Source organism: Rhizobium sp. H4, from assembly GCF_003013335.1.
GTDB classification, from domain to species: domain Bacteria; phylum Pseudomonadota; class Alphaproteobacteria; order Rhizobiales; family Rhizobiaceae; genus Rhizobium; species Rhizobium sophoriradicis.
On record NZ_PSOW01000005.1, the window covers coordinates 14,968 to 32,392 of the forward strand.

The window sequence follows — 17,425 nt, forward strand, 5'->3', positions numbered from 1 at the left end:
AGGAATACGGACAATGAATGCCTTGAAAAAAACCCTTCTCGGCGAACAGGGGCTGGTAGTGATCTTCGCCGCCGCCTTCGTGATCGTCTCGCTCTTCGTCCCGAACTTCCTGACAGAGCGAAACATGCTGGGGCTTTTGCAGTCGGTCGTCACGATCGGCATCGTCGCCTGCACGATGATGTTCTGCCTGGCTTCGCGCGATTTCGATCTATCGGTCGGCTCGATTGTCGCCTTCTCCGGCATGATCGCCGTGATGGTCTCGAACGCCACGGGCTCCATTCCGGTCGGTCTGCTGGCCGCCCTACTGTGCGGCGCCATCGTCGGCTTCGTCAACGGGATTGTCATTGCCCGCTTTCGCGTCAATGCGCTGATCACCACGCTTGCGACGATGCAGATCGTGCGCGGGCTGGCGCTGATCGCCTCGGATGGCCGTGCCGTCGGCATTAACGATCCCGCCTTCTACCAACTCGCCCTGTCGCGCTTTCTCACTGTGCCGACGCCAATCTGGATCATGCTGATTCTCTTCCTCTTCTTCGGATTCGTCCTCAATCGCACAGTCTTCGGCAAGAACACGCTGGCGATCGGCGGCAATCCCGAGGCCTCGCGGCTTGCCGGCGTCAATGTCGTCAACACGCGCATCTGGATCTTTGCGCTGCAGGGCCTCATCTGTGGCATTGCCGGCATCCTGCTTGCCTCGCGGATCACCTCCGGCCAGCCGAATGCGGCGACCGGGCTCGAGCTGTCGGTCATTTCCGCCTGCGTCCTCGGCGGAGTTTCGCTGGCCGGCGGCCGGGCGGCGATGAGCGGCGTCATTGTCGGCGTGCTGATCATGGGCATTGCCGAAAACGTTATGAATCTCCTCAATATCCAGGCATTCTATCAGTATGTCGTGCGCGGGCTGATCCTGCTGATCGCGGTGCTGCTCGACAATTTGCGGTCTTCGGCCGCGGGACGACGTGGATGAACCAGGAACGAGCCGGGAGCGACATTGAACTGAAGAACGGAGATGTCGCCGTCCGGGTCAGCTCCCGGGGTGCGGCGGTTGTCGCCGCGACGTTTCGAAATATACCCTTTCTCGTTCCGGCCGGAGGGCTGGACGGGACGTTCGCGAATTTTCCTATGGTTCCCTTCGGCAACCGCGTAAACGGCAACGCGATGTCCTTTGCCGGACGCGACTATGCCTTCCAGCCGAATACTGCCGAGCCGCTCTATCGGCACGGCGACGGCTGGCTCGGCCTCTGGCAGATTGAAGACCGCAGTCCAGCGCATGCGCAGTTTGCCTTTTCCCGCCGCGCCGATCGGATTTCCCCCTATGCCTATCTTGCCCGGCAGGAGGTTCGTCTCGCCGGCGATGCGCTGGTGCTGACGCTTTCGGTGGAAAACCGCGGCGAAGCGCCGCTTCCATTCGGTCTCGGTCAGCATCCCTTCTTCGTGCGGACGCCAGAGACGAGAATGACCATTGCGGCCGATCGATATTGGAGCGAGCGGCCCGACCATCTGCCTGATGTGCCAGGCCCCGTGCCCGGCTATTTCGATTTCAGATCGGAAAGGCTGTTGCCGCAGAGATGGATGAACAATGCCTTCGAGGGCTGGAACGGGCGGGCGGCCATCACCTGGCCGGAGCTTGGAATTCAGGCGGCACTGCAAGCCGACGGCGCGCTCGACCGCTTCATGCTCTATATGCCGGCCGACCGGAGCGATTTCTTCTGCCTCGAGCCGATGAGCCATCTGCCGAACGGCCATCACCTGCCTGAGCTCGGAGGCCTCATACCGCTTTCGCCGGGTGAGATTCTTTCCGGCAAGGTCACGATCGAGCTGTCGGCGCTGCCGGTTCAGCCGGAGGGAAGATGATGAGCAACCGCCTGCACGGCAAGAACATCCTGATAACGGGTGCTGCGCAAGGTATCGGCCTTGCGATCGCGAAGGCGTTCATTAGCGAAAATGCGGCCGTCTATCTCGTTGACCGCGATGCGGCGCTGCTGGCTCGGGCAGCGGCGGATCTCGCGAGCACCGGCGCCCGGCTCGGTTATCTTCCAGCCGATATAACCGATGCCGGAACGATCACGCGGGTGGTTGCCGAGGCGAATGAGGAGATCGGTCCGCTGAATGCGCTCGTCAACAATGCAGGGGTCAATGTTTTTGCCGAGCCGCTCGCGACGAGCGACGACGAATGGAACCGCTGTTTCGATATCAACCTAAAGGGCGCATGGAATTGCTGCAAGGCGGTGCTGCCGGGCCTGATCGAGCAGGGCGGCGGTGTCATTCTCAACATTGCCTCGACCCATGCCTTCACCATCATCCCGCACACATTTCCTTATCCGGTGGCAAAACATGCATTGCTGGGCATGACGAAATCGCTCGGCCTCGAATATGCGGCCCGCAATATCCGCGTCAACGCGCTGGCGCCGGGCTATGTCTCGACGCAGAAGGTGGTCGATTACTGGAACAGCTTCCCCGATCCGGAGGGCGCCAAGGCCGAGACGATGAAACTGCATCCGGGCGGGCGGATCGCCACACCGGAGGAGATCGCCATGGCGGCCGTCTTCATGATCTCCGACGAATGCCCGTTCATGAATGCCACCTGCCTGACGATCGATGGTGGCCTCAGCGTCCTACAGCATCCCGTCTGAACGCTTCAGGCGCGTCGATTTTTACAAGCCTGTCGTCTTCTCGAGATAGAGCATTATATTGCCCGTCGGGGGCTATCTGATCTCCCGCAGGCACGGAGCGGCGCCCTGCCGCTTGCTGAGAGCACAATCGAAAACAGGAGGACGGCATGCAGATCAATCGCACGGCTTCGGCTCATTGGAGCGGCGGTCTCAAGGATGGCAAAGGGCTGATCTCGACGCAGAGCGGCGCCCTGAAGGATTATCCATACGGCTTTGCCAGCCGCTTCGAAGGCATTCCCGGCACCAACCCGGAAGAACTGATCGGAGCTGCCCATGCCGGCTGCTTCACCATGGCGCTGTCCTTGATCCTTGGTGAAGCCGGTTTCACAGCCGAACATATGGAGACGTCCGCCAAGGTGACGCTCGAAAGCGTCGAGGGCGGCTTTGCCGTCACCGCCATCCATCTTTCGCTCTCCGGTCGCATCCCCGGCGCCGACGAGGCGACCTTTACCGAACTCGCCAATAAGGCGAAGGCCGGCTGCCCGATTTCCAAGGCGCTCGCCGCCGTTCCGATTACGCTTGACGTCAAGCTCGCCTAATTCCTCTACCGCCGACGAGGTGCCGCGCTCAGTTGTCGCGGCACTTTCCAATTTCCCGGCGCCGATCTTCACCCTTCCGAAACTTCGCTATGTTTGATGCAGCTTTGCTGCTCCCATGGCAGCCCTTCGCGCCGCATTCGCGTGCCCGCATGTTGACAAATGACGACTGATATTTTACGACTGACGAAATTCAAAAATCGTCATTCGTAATTCGGACGCCGAAAACCATGAACGACATCGCGGAAAATACACTCGACGTCACGCGGCAGGAGAATGTCACGCGCATTCTAGATGCGGCCGAGCGGCTGTTTCGCCACTATGGCTACAGCAAGACAACGGTGGCCGACATTGCCCGTGATCTCGGCATGTCGCCGGCCAATATCTATCGGTTCTTCGCGTCGAAGGTGGAGATCCACCAGGCACTTTGCGGGCGCATGCTCGCGACCGCATATCAGATCGCCTACGACATCCGCCATCAGCCGGTCAGCGCCAGCGAGCGGCTGCGCCGTTATGTCAAGACCCAGCATCAGTTGACGCTCGATCTGATGCTCGACGAGATGAAGGTGCACGAGATGATTATCGTCGCGATCGAGCGCGACTGGCATGTCATCGAAAAACATATCGATCGCGTCCATGATCTCATTGCCGAAATCATTGCCGAAGGGATCGCTGCCGGTGAGTTTGCCGAGCAGGACCCGGTCGTTGCCTCGCGTTGCTTCGGTGCCGCGACGATCAATCTCGTCCACCCGCAGATGGTGGCGCAATGTCTTGCCAAAACCAACCGCGCGAGCGTCGACGAACTGATCGATTATGTGATCAGGGCGCTGAAGAAATAGTGGACGGCAGCCGCCGTCAAATCCCCGAAACGATCCAGGAGTGCGGAAGATGTTTTCGCTCAAGACCCTCAGCCACCGCATGCCGTCCGCCGCCGGCCTCGTGCTCGTCAGCGCCCTCGGCATCGGCCTTTCCGCCTGCTCGGAGGAGAAGGCCGAGGTGACAGAGGTCATCCGGCCGGTGAAGGTCGTCGAGATCGCCAGGGCCGGCGACACCCGCAAACTCGATTATTCCGGCTCGGTCAAGGCGCGCACGGAAATGAACCTCGGATTTCGGGTCGCCGGCAAGATCACCGAACGCCTCGTCGATATTGGCGATCGGGTGACGCCGGGTGACACTCTCGCCCGCATCGATGCCACGGACTACCAACTGGCGGTCAAGACGGCGGAAGCCAATCTCGCGGCAGCCGAAAGGGGCGTTGAAACCGCCGATCTTGCCAACAAACGCGCCGAGCAGCTCTTCGACAAGAGCGTCGCTCCGAAGTCGCAGCTCGAACAGGCCGCCCTCAGCCATGACCAGGCAGTTTCGCAGCGCGATGCCGCGCTTTCCGCGCTCGACCAGGCGAAGAACCAGGTCAGCTATACCGATCTCAAGGCCGGCCAGAACGGCATCGTGACCGCAATCAATGCCGACATCGGCCAGGTCGTCGGCTCCGGCACCGCCGTTATCACTGTTGCCGTCGATGGTGAGAAGGAAGTGCAGATCGCGGTTCCGGAAAACGACATCGCCGAATTCAAGCCCGGCAAGACGGTCAAGGCAAGCTTCTGGGCCGACGACAAACTGGTACTCGACGGCACGGTGCGTGAAGTCTCCGGCAGCGCCGACCAGCAGTCGCGCACCTTTGCGGTTCGGGTGAGCCTGCCGAACGATCCGCGCGTGCTTCTCGGAATGACGGCGACGATCGAAGCCGATATCAGCAATGGCAACAGCTATGTCTCGATCCCGCTCAGCGCGCTTGCTGAAAAGGACGGCAAGCAGATGGTCTGGACCGTCGACCGCGACACGGCGACCGTGCATAGCCGCGACATCAAGGTCGCCGATTTCACCGGCGACGGCGTGCACGTGACCGAAGGCCTCGATACCGGCGATCTCGTCGTTGCTGCCGGCACGCAATTCATGAGCGAGAACCTGAAGGTGAAGGTGCCGGACCAGCAGTCGGCCCTGGCCGCCACGGACCAGACCGTCCGCTGATCGCGTCGTAAAGGGAACATGACCATGGACGCCAACACCACCGAAAAGCGGCCCTTCAATCTGTCGCGCTGGGCGATCGGCCATCCGAGCATCGCCCGCTTCCTCTTCGGCCTCATCATCATCACCGGTGTACTCGGCCTGATGCGTATGGGCCAGCGCGAGGATCCGGAATTCACCTTCCGCGTCATGGTCGTGCAGGCGATCTGGCCGGGTGCTTCCATCCAGGAGATGGAAGACCAGGTCGTCAACAAGATCGAGCGCAAGCTGCAGGAAACCCCGCATATCGACTGGGTCAAGTCCTATACGCGGGCGGGTAGCGCGATCATCACCCTGCAGGTCAAGGGCGACACGAATTCGAAAGACGTGGCGGATGCCTTCTACCAAGTGCGCAAGAAGGTCGGCGATATCTCCAGCGAGCTGCCGCAGGGCCTGCTCGGCCCTTATTTCAACGACGAATTCGGCGATACCTTCATCACGCTGCACTCGATCAGCGGCGAGGGCTACTCCTATCCGGAACTGAAGAAATTCGCCATCCAGGCGCGCGACATGCTGCTGACGACGCCGGGCGTGGAGAAGGCCGTCATCATCGGCGACCAGCCGGAGAAGATCTATATCGACGTCTCGTCCAAGGCGCTCGCCGAGCGCGGCCTGACGATCCTCGACCTGCAGAATGCCGTCAAGGGCCAGAACAATGTCGATCCGGCCGGCTCCGTCGATACCGGCCTGCGCTCGGTCCGCATCTCCGTCGAGGGCGACGTCAAGAAGGCGACCGATATCCGCGAGCTGCGCCTTCGTGCCGGCGGCCAGGTGACGCGCCTCGGCGATATCGCAACCGTCAGTTCCGGCCTCGAGGACCCCTATCAGCGCAAGTACCGCTTCAACGGCCATGACAGCGTTCAGGTCGGCGTCGTGATGGCCAAGGGCTTCAACGTCACCGATGTCGGCAAGGATGTGGAGGCGACCTATCAGCGCTTCGAGGAGGCGCTGCCCTACGGCGTCGCCGTCGACCAGATCGCCAACCAGCCCGACGTGGTGACGGATGCGATCAGCGAATTCATGCATGCGCTCGGCGAAGCCCTGGTCATCGTGCTCGTCGTCTCATTTCTGTCGATCGGCTGGCGCTCGGGTCTCGTCATCGCCATCGCCATTCCGCTGGTGCTCGCCGCCACCTTCGCGCTGATGTACGAACTCGGCATCGACTTGCAGCGCATTTCGCTCGGGGCGCTGATCATCGCGCTCGGCCTGCTCGTCGACGATGCGATGATCGTCGTCGAGATGATGGAGCGAAAACTCGAGGAGGGGCTCGTCAAGATCGAAGCGGCAAGTTTTGCCTATTCCTCGACCGCTTTCCCGATGCTGACGGGAACGTTGATCACCACGGCCGGCTTCATTCCGGTCGGCTTCGCCGCATCGACGGCCGGCGAATATGTGCGTTCGCTGTTTTATGTCGTCGGCATCGCGCTGGTGACCTCGTGGTTCGTCGCGGTCTATTTCACGCCATGGCTCGGCTACATGATCCTCAAGCAGCGCCATCACGCCGGCGGCGAGCATCATGATGCCTTCGACACCGGCTTCTATCGCCGACTGCGCGGCACGGTCGGCTGGGCGGTTCGCCACCGGGTCATCGTGCTGGTCTTGACGCTCGGCACCTTCGCCACCAGCCTCTGGGCCTTCCAGTTCATTCCGCAGAATTTCTTCCCGCAATCCTCGCGGCCGGAAATCCTCGTCGATCTCTGGCTGCCCGAGGGCACCAGCATTAGGGAAGTCGAGGTGCAGGCAAAGGCGCTCGAAGCCAAGATGATGGATGATCCCGACAAGAAGTTCATTGCCACCTATATCGGCGAAGGCGCGCCGCGCTTCTTCCTGCCGCTCGACCAGCAGCTGCGCAATCCGAACTTCGCCCAGCTTCTCGTCATGGCCAATGACGAACCGGCGCGTGAACGGCTGATCGTCAAGCTGCGCACGATCCTTGCGGAAGATTTTCCTGACATCCGCGGCAAGGTCGACCGCCTGTTCCTCGGGCCGCCAACGGGCTGGCCGGTGCAGATGCGCGTCATGGGGCCGGACCGCAAGGAAGTGCGTGAGATCGCCGATCAGGTGAAAGCGCGGTTCCAGGCCAATCCGATGCTCGGCGCCATCCATGACGACTGGCTGGAACAGGTGCCGGCGATGAAGCTGGTGATCGACCAGGACCGCGCCCGCGCGCTCGGCGTCACCTCGCAGCGTGTGCGCCAGATGCTGCAGACCGCCATGTCGGGTGCTGCGCTCGACGATTTCCGCGACGGCGAGGAGACGGTGTCGATCGTCGCCCGCGAGCCGGATGCCAACCGCTCGCTGCTGTCGGCGGTCAATTCGGTCTATGTGCCCACCGATTTCGGCGGCTTCGTGCCGGTCTCGCAGGTCGCCAAGGTCGTGCCTATCATGGAGCAGGGCATCGAATGGCGGCGCGATAGGCTGCCGACGATCACCGTGCGGGCGACGCTGCCGGATGGCGTGCAGCCGAACGACGTGGTGATGAAGATGTATGCCGAGATGAAGGACCTGCGCGACAGCCTACCAGCCGGCTACAACGTCGAAATCCAGGGCGGCGCCGAGGATGCGGCGGAAAGCCAGATGTCGATCGCCGCCAAGGCGCCGATCATGCTGGCCGTCATCATCGTGCTGCTGATGATACAGCTGCAGCATTTCGGCAAGGCCATGCTTGTGCTCGCCACCGGACCGCTCGGCATTATCGGCGCGGCCGCCGCCTTGCTGATCAGCGGGGCGCCTTTCGGCTTCGTGGCGATCCTCGGCGTCATCGCGCTGCTCGGCATCATCATGCGCAACTCGATCATCCTCGTCGATCAGATCGACCAGGATATCAAGGCCGGCATGCACCGCCAGGAGGCGATCGTCGGTGCGGCCGTGCGGCGTTTCCGGCCGATCATGCTGACGGCGCTGACCGCCGTTCTGGCGCTGATTCCGATCTCGCGCGGCGTCTTCTGGGGTCCGCTCGCCTACGCGATGATGGGCGGCATCCTCGTTGCGACAGTGCTCACCATTCTGGTTCTGCCCGCCGGTTACGCCCTTTTCTTCGGCCGCGAGCCGAAGGCAAAGGATGAGCCAGGTCGGGATGCCGACGCCATCCAGGAAGAGGCGGATGACCGACATCCGCCGGCGTTGGCAGCCGAGTGAAGGCGGCGCGGCGAAAGCCGCGCCGTTTTCCTTTGTTGGTAATCCTGTCAAAGCGTGCGTGGAAATAAAAGCGCAGTAGCGAGTCGGGCGATCCGCGCTTCCGTGAAACGCCCCAAGAAACAGGACCGATGGCATCAAATCGGCCTGTCTGACGCTCGGCGACAGCCGCCGCGTTGCGGTCGATTTCAGCGATCTCGGGCTCGAAGGCCTCGCTCTCTCGATCAGCACCGAATGGCGACAACCTCCTGAAAGCTCACATCTAATGAGCGGCTGCCTCAGCCTTCAGTCCCAGCAGTGCGGCGCCGATCAGGCCGGGTTCGATGCGGCATTGGCTGCGCACCACCAGCGGGCGATCGAACTTGCGCAGGATGCGGGCGCGCACGGCGTGGTCGAGTTCGGCAAGCAAGGGTTCGACATTGGACAGGCCGCCGCCGACCGGCACGATGGTCGCGCCGGTAATGTTGATTGTCAGCGCCAGGGGCGAGGCGACGAGATCGACATAGACGTCGATGGTGCGTGTCGCCTTTTCCTCGCCTTGCCGCCATTGGCCAATGATCTCTTCGCTGGAAAGGTCGAGGTCGTGCAGCGTCTTGTGCAGCCGCTCTAGACCGCGGGCGCCGCCGACGGTATCGACGCAGCCTTTCTGGCCGCAGCCGCAGGCGTAGGCGGGAGTGGCGACAGGCGGATTGCCGGCTGCTGACGCGATGATCGGGCCATGACCCCATTCGCCGGCAAAGCCGCCGGCTTCGTTGACGAGGCGCCCATCGGCAACCAGGCCGCCGCCGACGCCGGTGCCGAGGATGGCGCCGAAAACGATGCGGTGGCCAACGCCGGCGCCGAGCCCGGCCTCGGCCATTGCAAAACAGTCGGCGTCGTTGGCGATCAGAGCCGGCAGACCGAGATCGGCTTCAAGATCGGCGGCCAGCGTGCGGCCATGGATACAGGGAATGTTGGCGCAGATCAGCCGCTGCGTTTCGGGATCGACGACGCCGGCGATGGACAGCGCAATGCGGTTCGGCGCTTCGCCGGTTTCGGCGATGATGGCGCGCAGGGTCTCGACAAAAGCGGTGAAATCGTTCTTGGGCGTCGGGCGGCGGCCGAGGGGAACAATGTCCGTCTCGGAGTGGGCGATGCCGCCCTTGATGGCGGAGCCGCCGATATCGAATGAAATGATCATTGCCACTCTGCCGTTTCTCTGGTCTTTGGTGCTCGCACTGTTGGCGGGGAATTACAAGCCTTCATTTCGCCGCCCGCCGTGGACTTGTTGCTAAAAGAGAAGCGGCATCGCCTCCAGCAGCTATTCGTCCCACAAGTCATTCAATTGGCATATTGCGCGGCCAAAATCAGAACCTGCACTTCCATCATTCACCGGTAACATGACCACCGAAAACGCCGATTCCGATAGACGCAGAAGACCACGTCCACCACGCCCCAAGGGTCGCCGCCTCTCAGCCGTCCTGCGGCAGCTGGCAGGCGACCGAAGCCGGGAATGGGTTTCGATCGGCGATCTGTTCGAGACAATGGGCGACAGGGCGATCAGCGCTCTGATGCTGATTTTTGCCCTGCCAAATGCGTTCCCGACGCCGCCCGGCACGTCTGCCGTGCTCGGTGCGCCATTGGTCTTCCTGGCGGTGCAGCTGACTTTCGGACTCAAACCCTGGCTGCCGAAGGCGATTGCAAACCGTTCGATGCGGCGGGAAGACTTCGAGACGATCGTCGGCCGCATCCACCGCTGGCTCGCCTGGGCGGAACGCATGCTGAAGCCGAGGCTTGCGATTTTCGCCGAGCCGCCGGCGGAATATTTCGCCGGCCTCGCCTGCCTGCTGCTTTCGATCGTGCTGGTGCTGCCGGTTCCGCTCGGCAACATCCTGCCGGCGATCACCATCTCGGTTTTCGCTTTCGGCATCATGGGGCGTGACGGGCTCTTCGCGCTTATCGGCTTTATCATGACAACCGTGTCACTAGTCATCGCCGGCGGCGTAATTTACGGTCTCGCCAAGGCGTCGATCTTTTTCGTCATGCAATGGTTCGCTTGAGTGTCGGTCTCAACAGGCTCGACATTTTCGCGAATTTTGTTTTGATCTGGCGCGACAGAGACTCACCTCATGCCGGCGTCGGCAAGCCGGCTCATTTTGCGCGGTAGGCATCATATGGCAAAAAGATCCGAGACCCCTGCACGGCTCGACGATGCGGCCCGTGCCGGCTGGCTTTATTACGTCGCCGGGCGCACGCAGGATGAAATCGCCGCCGCAATGGGCATTTCGCGGCAGTCGGCGCAGCGGCTGGTGTCGCTTGCGGTTGCCGAGCGTCTGATCAAGGTGCGGCTCGATCATCCAATTGCCGCCTGCCTCGAGCTTGCCAATCAGCTGCGGCGGAAATTCGGACTGAAACATGTGGAGGTGGTGCCGAGCGATCCGGGCTCCTCGTCGACCACCATCGGCATCGCCGAGGCGGCGGCGGCCGAGATCGAGCGCTGGCTGAAGCGGCCGGAGCCGATCGTGCTTGCGGTCGGCACCGGCCGTACGCTGAAGGCGGCCGTGGACCAGCTTCCGGCCATCGAATGTCCCAATCACCGTATCGTCTCGCTGACCGGCAATATCGCGCCAGACGGCTCGGCCGCCTATTACAACGTCATCTTCAGCATGGCGGATGCGGTGAAGGCGCGGCATTTTCCGATGCCGCTGCCGGTTCTCGTCACCTCAGCCGAGGAGCGGGAACTGCTGCACGGCCAGCAGCTTGTGCGTTCGACGCTCGACATGAGCGCACAGGCCGACGTCACCTTCGTCGGCATCGGCGAACTCGGCATCGACGGGCCGCTCTGCGTCGATGGTTTTCTCGAGAAGGACGAGATGATGGAGCTGATGCGCGGTGGCGCGGTCGGCGAGATTTGCGGCTGGATTTTCGACGTAGACGGGCGGCTGCTCGACAACCCGATTAACGAGCGTGTCGCGTCGGCGCCGATCCCGTCCCGCGAGGCGTCGATGGTTATCGGGCTCGCCAAGGGCAAACGTAAATTCAAGGCGATCAAGGCTGCCGTCGTCGGCCATCAGATCAATGGATTAATCACAGACGAAGAGACTGCTGAGTTTTTGCTCAAGAACTGAGCAAAAAATTCTTTTTCTAAATCAATTGGATAGGTAAGCTGTTCGGCATCGCAGCAACGATTGCCGATTGACATTTATTGCCTCTTGGTGAGTAATTGCTCATGAGCAAAGCGAATGCTCACATCTCGTCTTCTGGGAGGAAGATATGACATTGAGAACCTTTTTGCTGGGCGCCTGCTCAGTATTGGCGTTTGCCGGCATGGCTTCGGCCGAGACGCTGACAATCGCGACCGTCAACAACGGCGACATGATTCGGATGCAGAAGCTGACTGATGACTTCAAGGCGAAGAATCCTGGCATCGATCTCGAATGGGTCACCCTCGAAGAAAACGTGCTACGCCAGAAGGTCACGACCGACATCGCGACCAAGGGCGGCCAGTACGATGTTCTGACGATCGGCACCTATGAAGTTCCGATCTGGGCAAAACAGGGCTGGCTGCTGCCGCTCGACAATCTCGGCGCCAATTACGACGTCGACGACCTGCTGCCGGCAATCCGCAGCGGCCTGACCATGGACGGCAAGCTCTATGCGGCGCCGTTCTACGGCGAAAGCTCGATGGTCATGTACCGCAAGGACCTGTTCGACGCCGCCGGCCTGAAGATGCCCGACGCTCCGACCTGGGATTTCATTGCCGACGCTGCCCGCAAGATCACCAACAAGGACAAGGAAGTCTACGGCATCTGCCTGCGCGGCAAGGCCGGCTGGGGTGAGAACATGGCCTTCCTGACGGCCATGTCCAACTCCTTCGGCGCCCGCTGGTTCGATGAAAGCTGGAAGCCGCAGTTCGATCAGCCCGAGTGGAAGGATACGCTCGATTTCTACGTCAAGCTGATGAAGGATGCCGGCCCTCCGGGCGCTTCTTCCAACGGCTTCAACGAGAACCTGGCGCTGTTCCAGACCGGCAAGTGCGGCATGTGGATCGATGCGACCGTTGCGGCGTCCTTCGTCAGCAACCCCAAGGAATCAACCGTCGCCGACAAGGTCGGCTTCGCGCTCGCCCCGGACAAGGGTCTTGGCAAACGCGGCAACTGGCTGTGGGCCTGGAGCCTCGCCATCCCGGCTGGTTCGCAGAAGGCAGAAGCTGCCGAGAAATTCGTCGCCTGGGCCACGAGCAAGGACTACACCAACCTCGTCGCTGAAAAGGAAGGCTGGCTGAATGCACCTCCCGGCACCCGCAGCTCGCTCTATGCGAATGCGGAGTACCAGAAGGCAGCGCCCTTCGCCAAGACGACGATCGACTCGATCAATGCGGCCGATCCGAGCAAGCCGACCGTCAAGCCGGTCCCCTATGTCGGCGTTCAGTTCGTGGCGATCCCGGAATTCCAGGGCATCGGCACTGCGGTGGGACAGCAGTTTTCGGCAGCGCTTGCCGGCCAGATTTCGGTCGATCAGGCGCTGAAGAGCGCACAGCAGCTGGCGACCCGGGAAATGACCAAGGCCGGTTACATCAAATAAAACCTCCTGAGAAGAGGCGGATCCTTGACAATCCGCCCCTCTGGCCGCCGATCGCCCGAACCGCATCGGCGGCCTCTTTTCCAGACAAAGCTTTCCTGCGGCCGCTCCCCGCTTCAGACCAGATCGGTGATTGCTATGGCAACCTTGCACACTCGCTCTTCCGCGCGCCTGATGATTGCGCCCTCCGTGCTGTTCCTCTTTGCGTGGATGATCGTTCCGCTCGCGATGACGATCTATTTCTCGACGCTGAACTACAATCTGCTCAGCCCGGGCATGGAGAGCTTCGTCGGTCTGCTGAATTACGAATATTTCCTGTCCGATCCGGCCTTTGTCGCCGCGCTGATCAATACGCTGCTGCTTGTCGCCGGCGTTCTCGTCATCACCGTTATCGGCGGCATCGCCTTTGCGCTGCTGCTCGACCAGCCGATGTACGGACAGGGCATCGTGCGCATCCTTGTCATTGCGCCGTTCTTCATCATGCCAACGGTCGCCGCGCTCGTCTGGAAGAATATGTTCATGAACCCGGTCAACGGCCTCTTCGCGCATCTGGCCAAGGCGTTCGGCCTGCAGCCGATCGACTGGCTCGCGAATGCGCCGCTGTTGTCGGTCACTCTCATCGTCGCCTGGCAGTGGCTGCCGTTTGCCACCCTCATCCTCCTGACTGCGCTGCAGTCGCTCGACGAGGAGCAGAAGGAGGCGGCCGAGATGGACGGCGCCGGGGCGATCTCGAAATTCATCTATATCATCCTGCCGCACATGGCCCGCGCCATCACCGTGGTGATCCTGATCCAGACGATCTTCCTGCTTTCGGTCTTTGCCGAAATCCTCGTCACCACCAATGGCGGGCCGGGCACCGACAGTACCAACCTCACCTATCTCGTCTATGCGCAGGCGCTGTTGCAGTTCGATATCGGCGGCGCGTCGGCGGGCGGCATCGTCGCGGTCGTGCTTGCCAATATCGTCGCGATCTTCCTCGTGCGCCTCGTCGGCAAGAATCTGGAGGCTTGAGATGGCCAGAAAAGTCACAACGCAGCGCAAGGTCATCGTCACCGCGATTGCCTGGACGCTCGGCATCCTGATCTTCTTCCCGATCCTCTGGACCTTCCTGACGAGCTTCAAGTCGGAAGCCGACGCCATCGCTTCGCCGCCGCAGTTCCTGTTCTTCCACTGGACGACGGAGAACTATGCGGAGGTGCAGAGCCGGTCGAACTATCTCGGCCACTTCATGAATTCGGTGGTCATTTCCTTCGGCTCGACGCTGATCGGCCTGATCATCGCAATCCCGGCCGCCTGGGCGATGGCGTTTTCGCCGACCAAGCGGACCAAGGACGTGCTGATGTGGATGCTGTCGACCAAGATGATGCCGCCTGTGGGCGCGCTGATTCCGATCTACCTGATGTTCCGCAATTCCGGCCTGCTCGACACACGCACCGGGCTGGTGATCGTGCTGACGCTGATCAACCTGCCGATCATCGTCTGGATGCTCTACACCTATTTCAAGGAAATCCCCGGCGAGATCCTCGAAGCGGCGCGCATGGACGGAGCGTCGCTGATGAAGGAGATCATCTACGTGCTGACGCCGATGGCGGTGCCCGGCATTGCCTCGACGCTGCTCCTGAACATCATCCTTGCCTGGAACGAGGCTTTCTGGACGCTCAACCTCACCGCCTCCAAGGCGGCGCCGCTGACCGCCTTCATCGCCTCCTATTCCAGCCCGGAGGGCCTGTTCTACGCCAAGCTCTCGGCGGCATCGACCATGGCGATCGCGCCGATCCTGATCCTCGGCTGGTTCAGCCAGAAGCAACTCGTCCGCGGCCTGACCTTCGGCGCAGTGAAATAAGAAAAGGGAGACAAACATGGGCAGCATTACCCTTCAGAAGGTTTCCAAGGTCTTCGGCGAAGCCAAGGTCATCCCTTCGATCGATCTCGACATCAAGGACGGCGAGTTCGTCGTCTTCGTCGGCCCGTCGGGCTGCGGCAAGTCCACGCTGCTGAGATTGATCGCCGGTCTCGAGGATGTTTCCGGCGGCAAGATCGTCATCGACGGCAGGGACGCCACTGAAAAGGCGCCGTCGGAACGTGGCCTTGCCATGGTGTTTCAGTCCTACGCGCTCTATCCGCATATGAGCGTGCGCAACAACATCGCCTTCCCGCTGAAGATGGCGGGCGTCGACAAGGCCGAGATCGACCGCAAGGTGACGGATGCCGCCCGCGTGCTTAACCTCACTGACTATCTGGAGCGCAAGCCGCGCCAGCTTTCCGGCGGCCAGCGTCAGCGCGTCGCGATCGGCCGTGCCATTGTGCGCCAGCCTTCGGCCTTCCTTTTCGACGAGCCGCTGTCGAACCTCGACGCCGCACTGCGCGTCAACATGCGCCTTGAAATCAGCGAACTGCATCAGCAACTGAAGACGACGATGGTCTATGTTACCCACGACCAGGTCGAGGCGATGACCATGGCCGACAAAATCGTCGTCTTGAACCGCGGCAATATCGAACAGGTCGGCTCGCCGCTGGAGCTCTACAGCCGGCCGCGCAACCTGTTCGTCGCCGGCTTTATCGGATCGCCGAAGATGAATTTCATCAAGGGCCAGAACGCCGCCCAGCTCGGCGCCCATACGATCGGCATCCGTCCCGAACATTTGCTCTTGTCGATGGAGAGCGGTGACTGGAAGGGCAGGGTGGTGGTCGCCGAGCATCTCGGCTCCGACACCTTCCTGCATATCGATGTCGACGGCATCGGCATGGTGACGGCGCGCGGCAGCGGCGATTTTGCCGCCAAGGCCGGCGATACGGTCTATCTGACGCCGGACCGTTCACGCATTCATAAATTCAACGAGGGCGGCCTCGCCGTCTGAGGCAGGCAACCGGCTGGGGGCAGGCATGCGAGCCGGGCGATGGCGCCCGGCCGTTTCGGCAAGACCTTCAAGAGGACTGAAACATGACGTGCAAATTATCGCTGGCAACGCTTCCGGACGCGGCGCGCACTGCCGCCATCCCGGGATATGACAGGGCGTCGCTGAAAGCCGGCATCGTGCACTTCGGGGTCGGCAACTTCCACCGCGCCCACCAGGCGATCTATCTCGACGATCTCTTCAACGCGGGCACGGATCACGACTGGGCGATCGTCGGCGCCGGCGTGCTGCCGTCGGATGCCGCCATGCGGGAGAAGCTTGCGGCCCAGGATTTCCTGACGACGGTGGTCGAGCAGGACAACAACAAGACGGCGGCACGCGTCACCGCGCCGATGATCGATATCCTGCCGGTCGGCGATGCCGCCGCAATCATCGCCAGGCTTGCCGATCCTGAGATCCGCATCGTCTCGATGACGATCACCGAGGGCGGTTATTTCATCGACGCGTCGGGCACGTTCAATCCGGCCCATCCTGATATTGCCGCCGATGGGCAAAATCCCGGCGCGCCGAAGACGGTCTTCGGCCTGATTGTCGCCGGTCTGAAGGCGCGTAGGGAAAAGGGCGTCGGTCCGTTCACCGTCATGTCCTGCGACAATATTCCCCACAACGGCATCGTCACCGCCAATGCGGTGGTCGGCACGGCGGCACTTTCGGATCCGGCCTTCGCCAACTGGATCCGGGAAAACGTCGCCTTCCCGAATGCGATGGTCGACCGCATCACGCCGGCGACCGGCCAGCGGGAGGTCGATTTCCTCAGGGACAATTTCGACATCGAAGACAATTGGCCGGTCTATTGCGAAGAATTCAAGCAGTGGGTGCTCGAGGACAAGTTCACCGCCGGCCGTCCGGCGCTGGAAAAAGTCGGCGTGACCTTCGTACCCGATGTCACACCCTACGAGCATATGAAGATCCGAATCCTCAACGGCGGACATGCGGCGATCGCCTATCCGGCGGCGCTGATGGACATTCATTTCGTTCATGACTCCATGGAAGATCCGTTGATTCGCGCCTTCCTGGCCAAGCTCGAGAAAGATGAGATCATTCCGATCGTGCCGCCGGTGCCGAACACGTCGCTGACGGATTATTTCGCCCTGATCGAGCATCGCCTGCTCAATCCGAAGATTGCCGACACAATTCCGCGTCTGGCGCAGGACGGCTCGAACCGCCAGCCGAAATTTATCCTGCCGTCAACGCTCGACAATCTGCGTCAGGGCAGGGACGTCGTCGGCCTGGCGCTGGTCTCGGCACTCTGGTGCCGCTATTTCGCCGGCAAGACCGACAGCGGCAAGGATATCGTCTTCAACGACGCCAGCGCCGAGCGGCTGCATGCGGCGGCGCTGAAGGCCAAGGACGATCCGTCGGCCTTTCTCGTCTTCGACGATATTTTCGGCGAGGTGGCGAAATCCGAACTCTTCCGCAAGCGTTTCGCCCATGCACTCAAAACCTTGTGGGAAAAGGGCACGCGGGAGACGCTGCAACTCTATCTCGACGGCAAGCTGGCAGTGTAAGGGAAACTGGATGGCGGCATCTGCTGCGCGTCCGAATT

General features: G+C 61.6%; 15 protein-coding genes. 14 read left to right on the top strand and 1 reads right to left on the bottom strand.

The window, feature by feature from the left end; all coding sequences use genetic code 11:
- The first annotated feature begins 13 nt into the window (after positions 1 to 13).
- From araH to C4N04_RS08945, 7 genes are all read left to right on the top strand, one after another.
- Positions 14 to 964, top strand: a complete 951-nt coding sequence (gene araH / locus C4N04_RS08915) for an L-arabinose ABC transporter permease AraH (RefSeq protein WP_106795889.1) — start codon at positions 14 to 16, stop codon at positions 962 to 964.
- Positions 961 to 1,851, top strand: coding sequence for an aldose 1-epimerase (locus C4N04_RS08920; RefSeq protein ID WP_106795890.1), 891 nt, complete (start codon positions 961 to 963; stop codon positions 1,849 to 1,851). The genes araH and C4N04_RS08920 overlap by 4 nt, the downstream gene beginning before the upstream one ends.
- Complete coding sequence (locus tag C4N04_RS08925; RefSeq protein ID WP_106795891.1) at positions 1,851 to 2,630, top strand: SDR family oxidoreductase; 780 nt, start codon at positions 1,851 to 1,853, stop codon at positions 2,628 to 2,630. Before C4N04_RS08920 ends, C4N04_RS08925 begins: the two co-directional genes overlap by 1 nt.
- 146 nt (positions 2,631 to 2,776) lie before the next feature.
- Complete coding sequence (locus tag C4N04_RS08930; protein ID WP_004668726.1) at positions 2,777 to 3,208, top strand: OsmC family protein; 432 nt, start codon at positions 2,777 to 2,779, stop codon at positions 3,206 to 3,208.
- A gap of 227 nt (positions 3,209 to 3,435) precedes the next feature.
- Positions 3,436 to 4,044, top strand: coding sequence for a TetR family transcriptional regulator (locus tag C4N04_RS08935; protein WP_077990815.1), 609 nt, complete (start codon positions 3,436 to 3,438; stop codon positions 4,042 to 4,044).
- Between the two features lie 49 nt (positions 4,045 to 4,093).
- Positions 4,094 to 5,233: an efflux RND transporter periplasmic adaptor subunit gene (locus C4N04_RS08940; protein WP_106795892.1), complete on the top strand. Its 1,140-nt coding sequence runs from the start codon at positions 4,094 to 4,096 to the stop codon at positions 5,231 to 5,233.
- 24 nt (positions 5,234 to 5,257) lie between these two features.
- Positions 5,258 to 8,407, top strand: a complete 3,150-nt coding sequence (locus C4N04_RS08945) for an efflux RND transporter permease subunit (RefSeq protein WP_096763742.1) — start codon at positions 5,258 to 5,260, stop codon at positions 8,405 to 8,407.
- Positions 8,408 to 8,666: 259 nt separating this feature from the next.
- Here C4N04_RS08945 and C4N04_RS08950 read toward each other — a convergent pair whose 3' ends face one another.
- Positions 8,667 to 9,584, bottom strand: a complete 918-nt coding sequence (locus C4N04_RS08950) for an ROK family protein (protein WP_106795893.1) — start codon at positions 9,582 to 9,584, stop codon at positions 8,667 to 8,669.
- A gap of 280 nt (positions 9,585 to 9,864) precedes the next feature.
- Between C4N04_RS08950 and C4N04_RS08955 the strand changes: the two genes are divergently transcribed.
- The 7 genes from C4N04_RS08955 to C4N04_RS08985 all read left to right on the top strand — a co-directional run bounded on the left by C4N04_RS08955 (position 9,865) and on the right by C4N04_RS08985 (position 17,387).
- Positions 9,865 to 10,443: an exopolysaccharide biosynthesis protein gene (locus tag C4N04_RS08955; protein WP_170961448.1), complete on the top strand. Its 579-nt coding sequence runs from the start codon at positions 9,865 to 9,867 to the stop codon at positions 10,441 to 10,443.
- 114 nt (positions 10,444 to 10,557) lie between these two features.
- The gene (locus tag C4N04_RS08960; protein WP_096763740.1) at positions 10,558 to 11,511 is read left to right on the top strand and encodes a sugar-binding transcriptional regulator; all 954 of its coding nucleotides are present in this window, start codon (positions 10,558 to 10,560) and stop codon (positions 11,509 to 11,511) included.
- Between the two features lie 145 nt (positions 11,512 to 11,656).
- Positions 11,657 to 12,967, top strand: coding sequence for a sugar ABC transporter substrate-binding protein (locus C4N04_RS08965; RefSeq protein ID WP_077990808.1), 1,311 nt, complete (start codon positions 11,657 to 11,659; stop codon positions 12,965 to 12,967).
- A gap of 135 nt (positions 12,968 to 13,102) precedes the next feature.
- Entirely contained in the window at positions 13,103 to 13,975 is an 873-nt protein-coding gene (locus tag C4N04_RS08970; protein ID WP_038691454.1) for a sugar ABC transporter permease, read from the top strand.
- A gap of 1 nt (position 13,976) precedes the next feature.
- The gene (locus C4N04_RS08975) at positions 13,977 to 14,807 is read left to right on the top strand and encodes a carbohydrate ABC transporter permease (RefSeq protein WP_039622366.1); all 831 of its coding nucleotides are present in this window, start codon (positions 13,977 to 13,979) and stop codon (positions 14,805 to 14,807) included.
- Positions 14,808 to 14,823: 16 nt separating this feature from the next.
- On the top strand, positions 14,824 to 15,822 hold the full coding sequence (locus C4N04_RS08980) for an ABC transporter ATP-binding protein (protein ID WP_077990806.1): 999 nt from the start codon (positions 14,824 to 14,826) through the stop codon (positions 15,820 to 15,822).
- Positions 15,823 to 15,905: 83 nt separating this feature from the next.
- Positions 15,906 to 17,387 (top strand): mannitol dehydrogenase family protein, encoded by a 1,482-nt coding sequence (locus C4N04_RS08985; RefSeq protein ID WP_077990804.1) that lies wholly within the window; start codon positions 15,906 to 15,908, stop codon positions 17,385 to 17,387.
- Positions 17,388 to 17,425 lie beyond the last annotated feature (38 nt).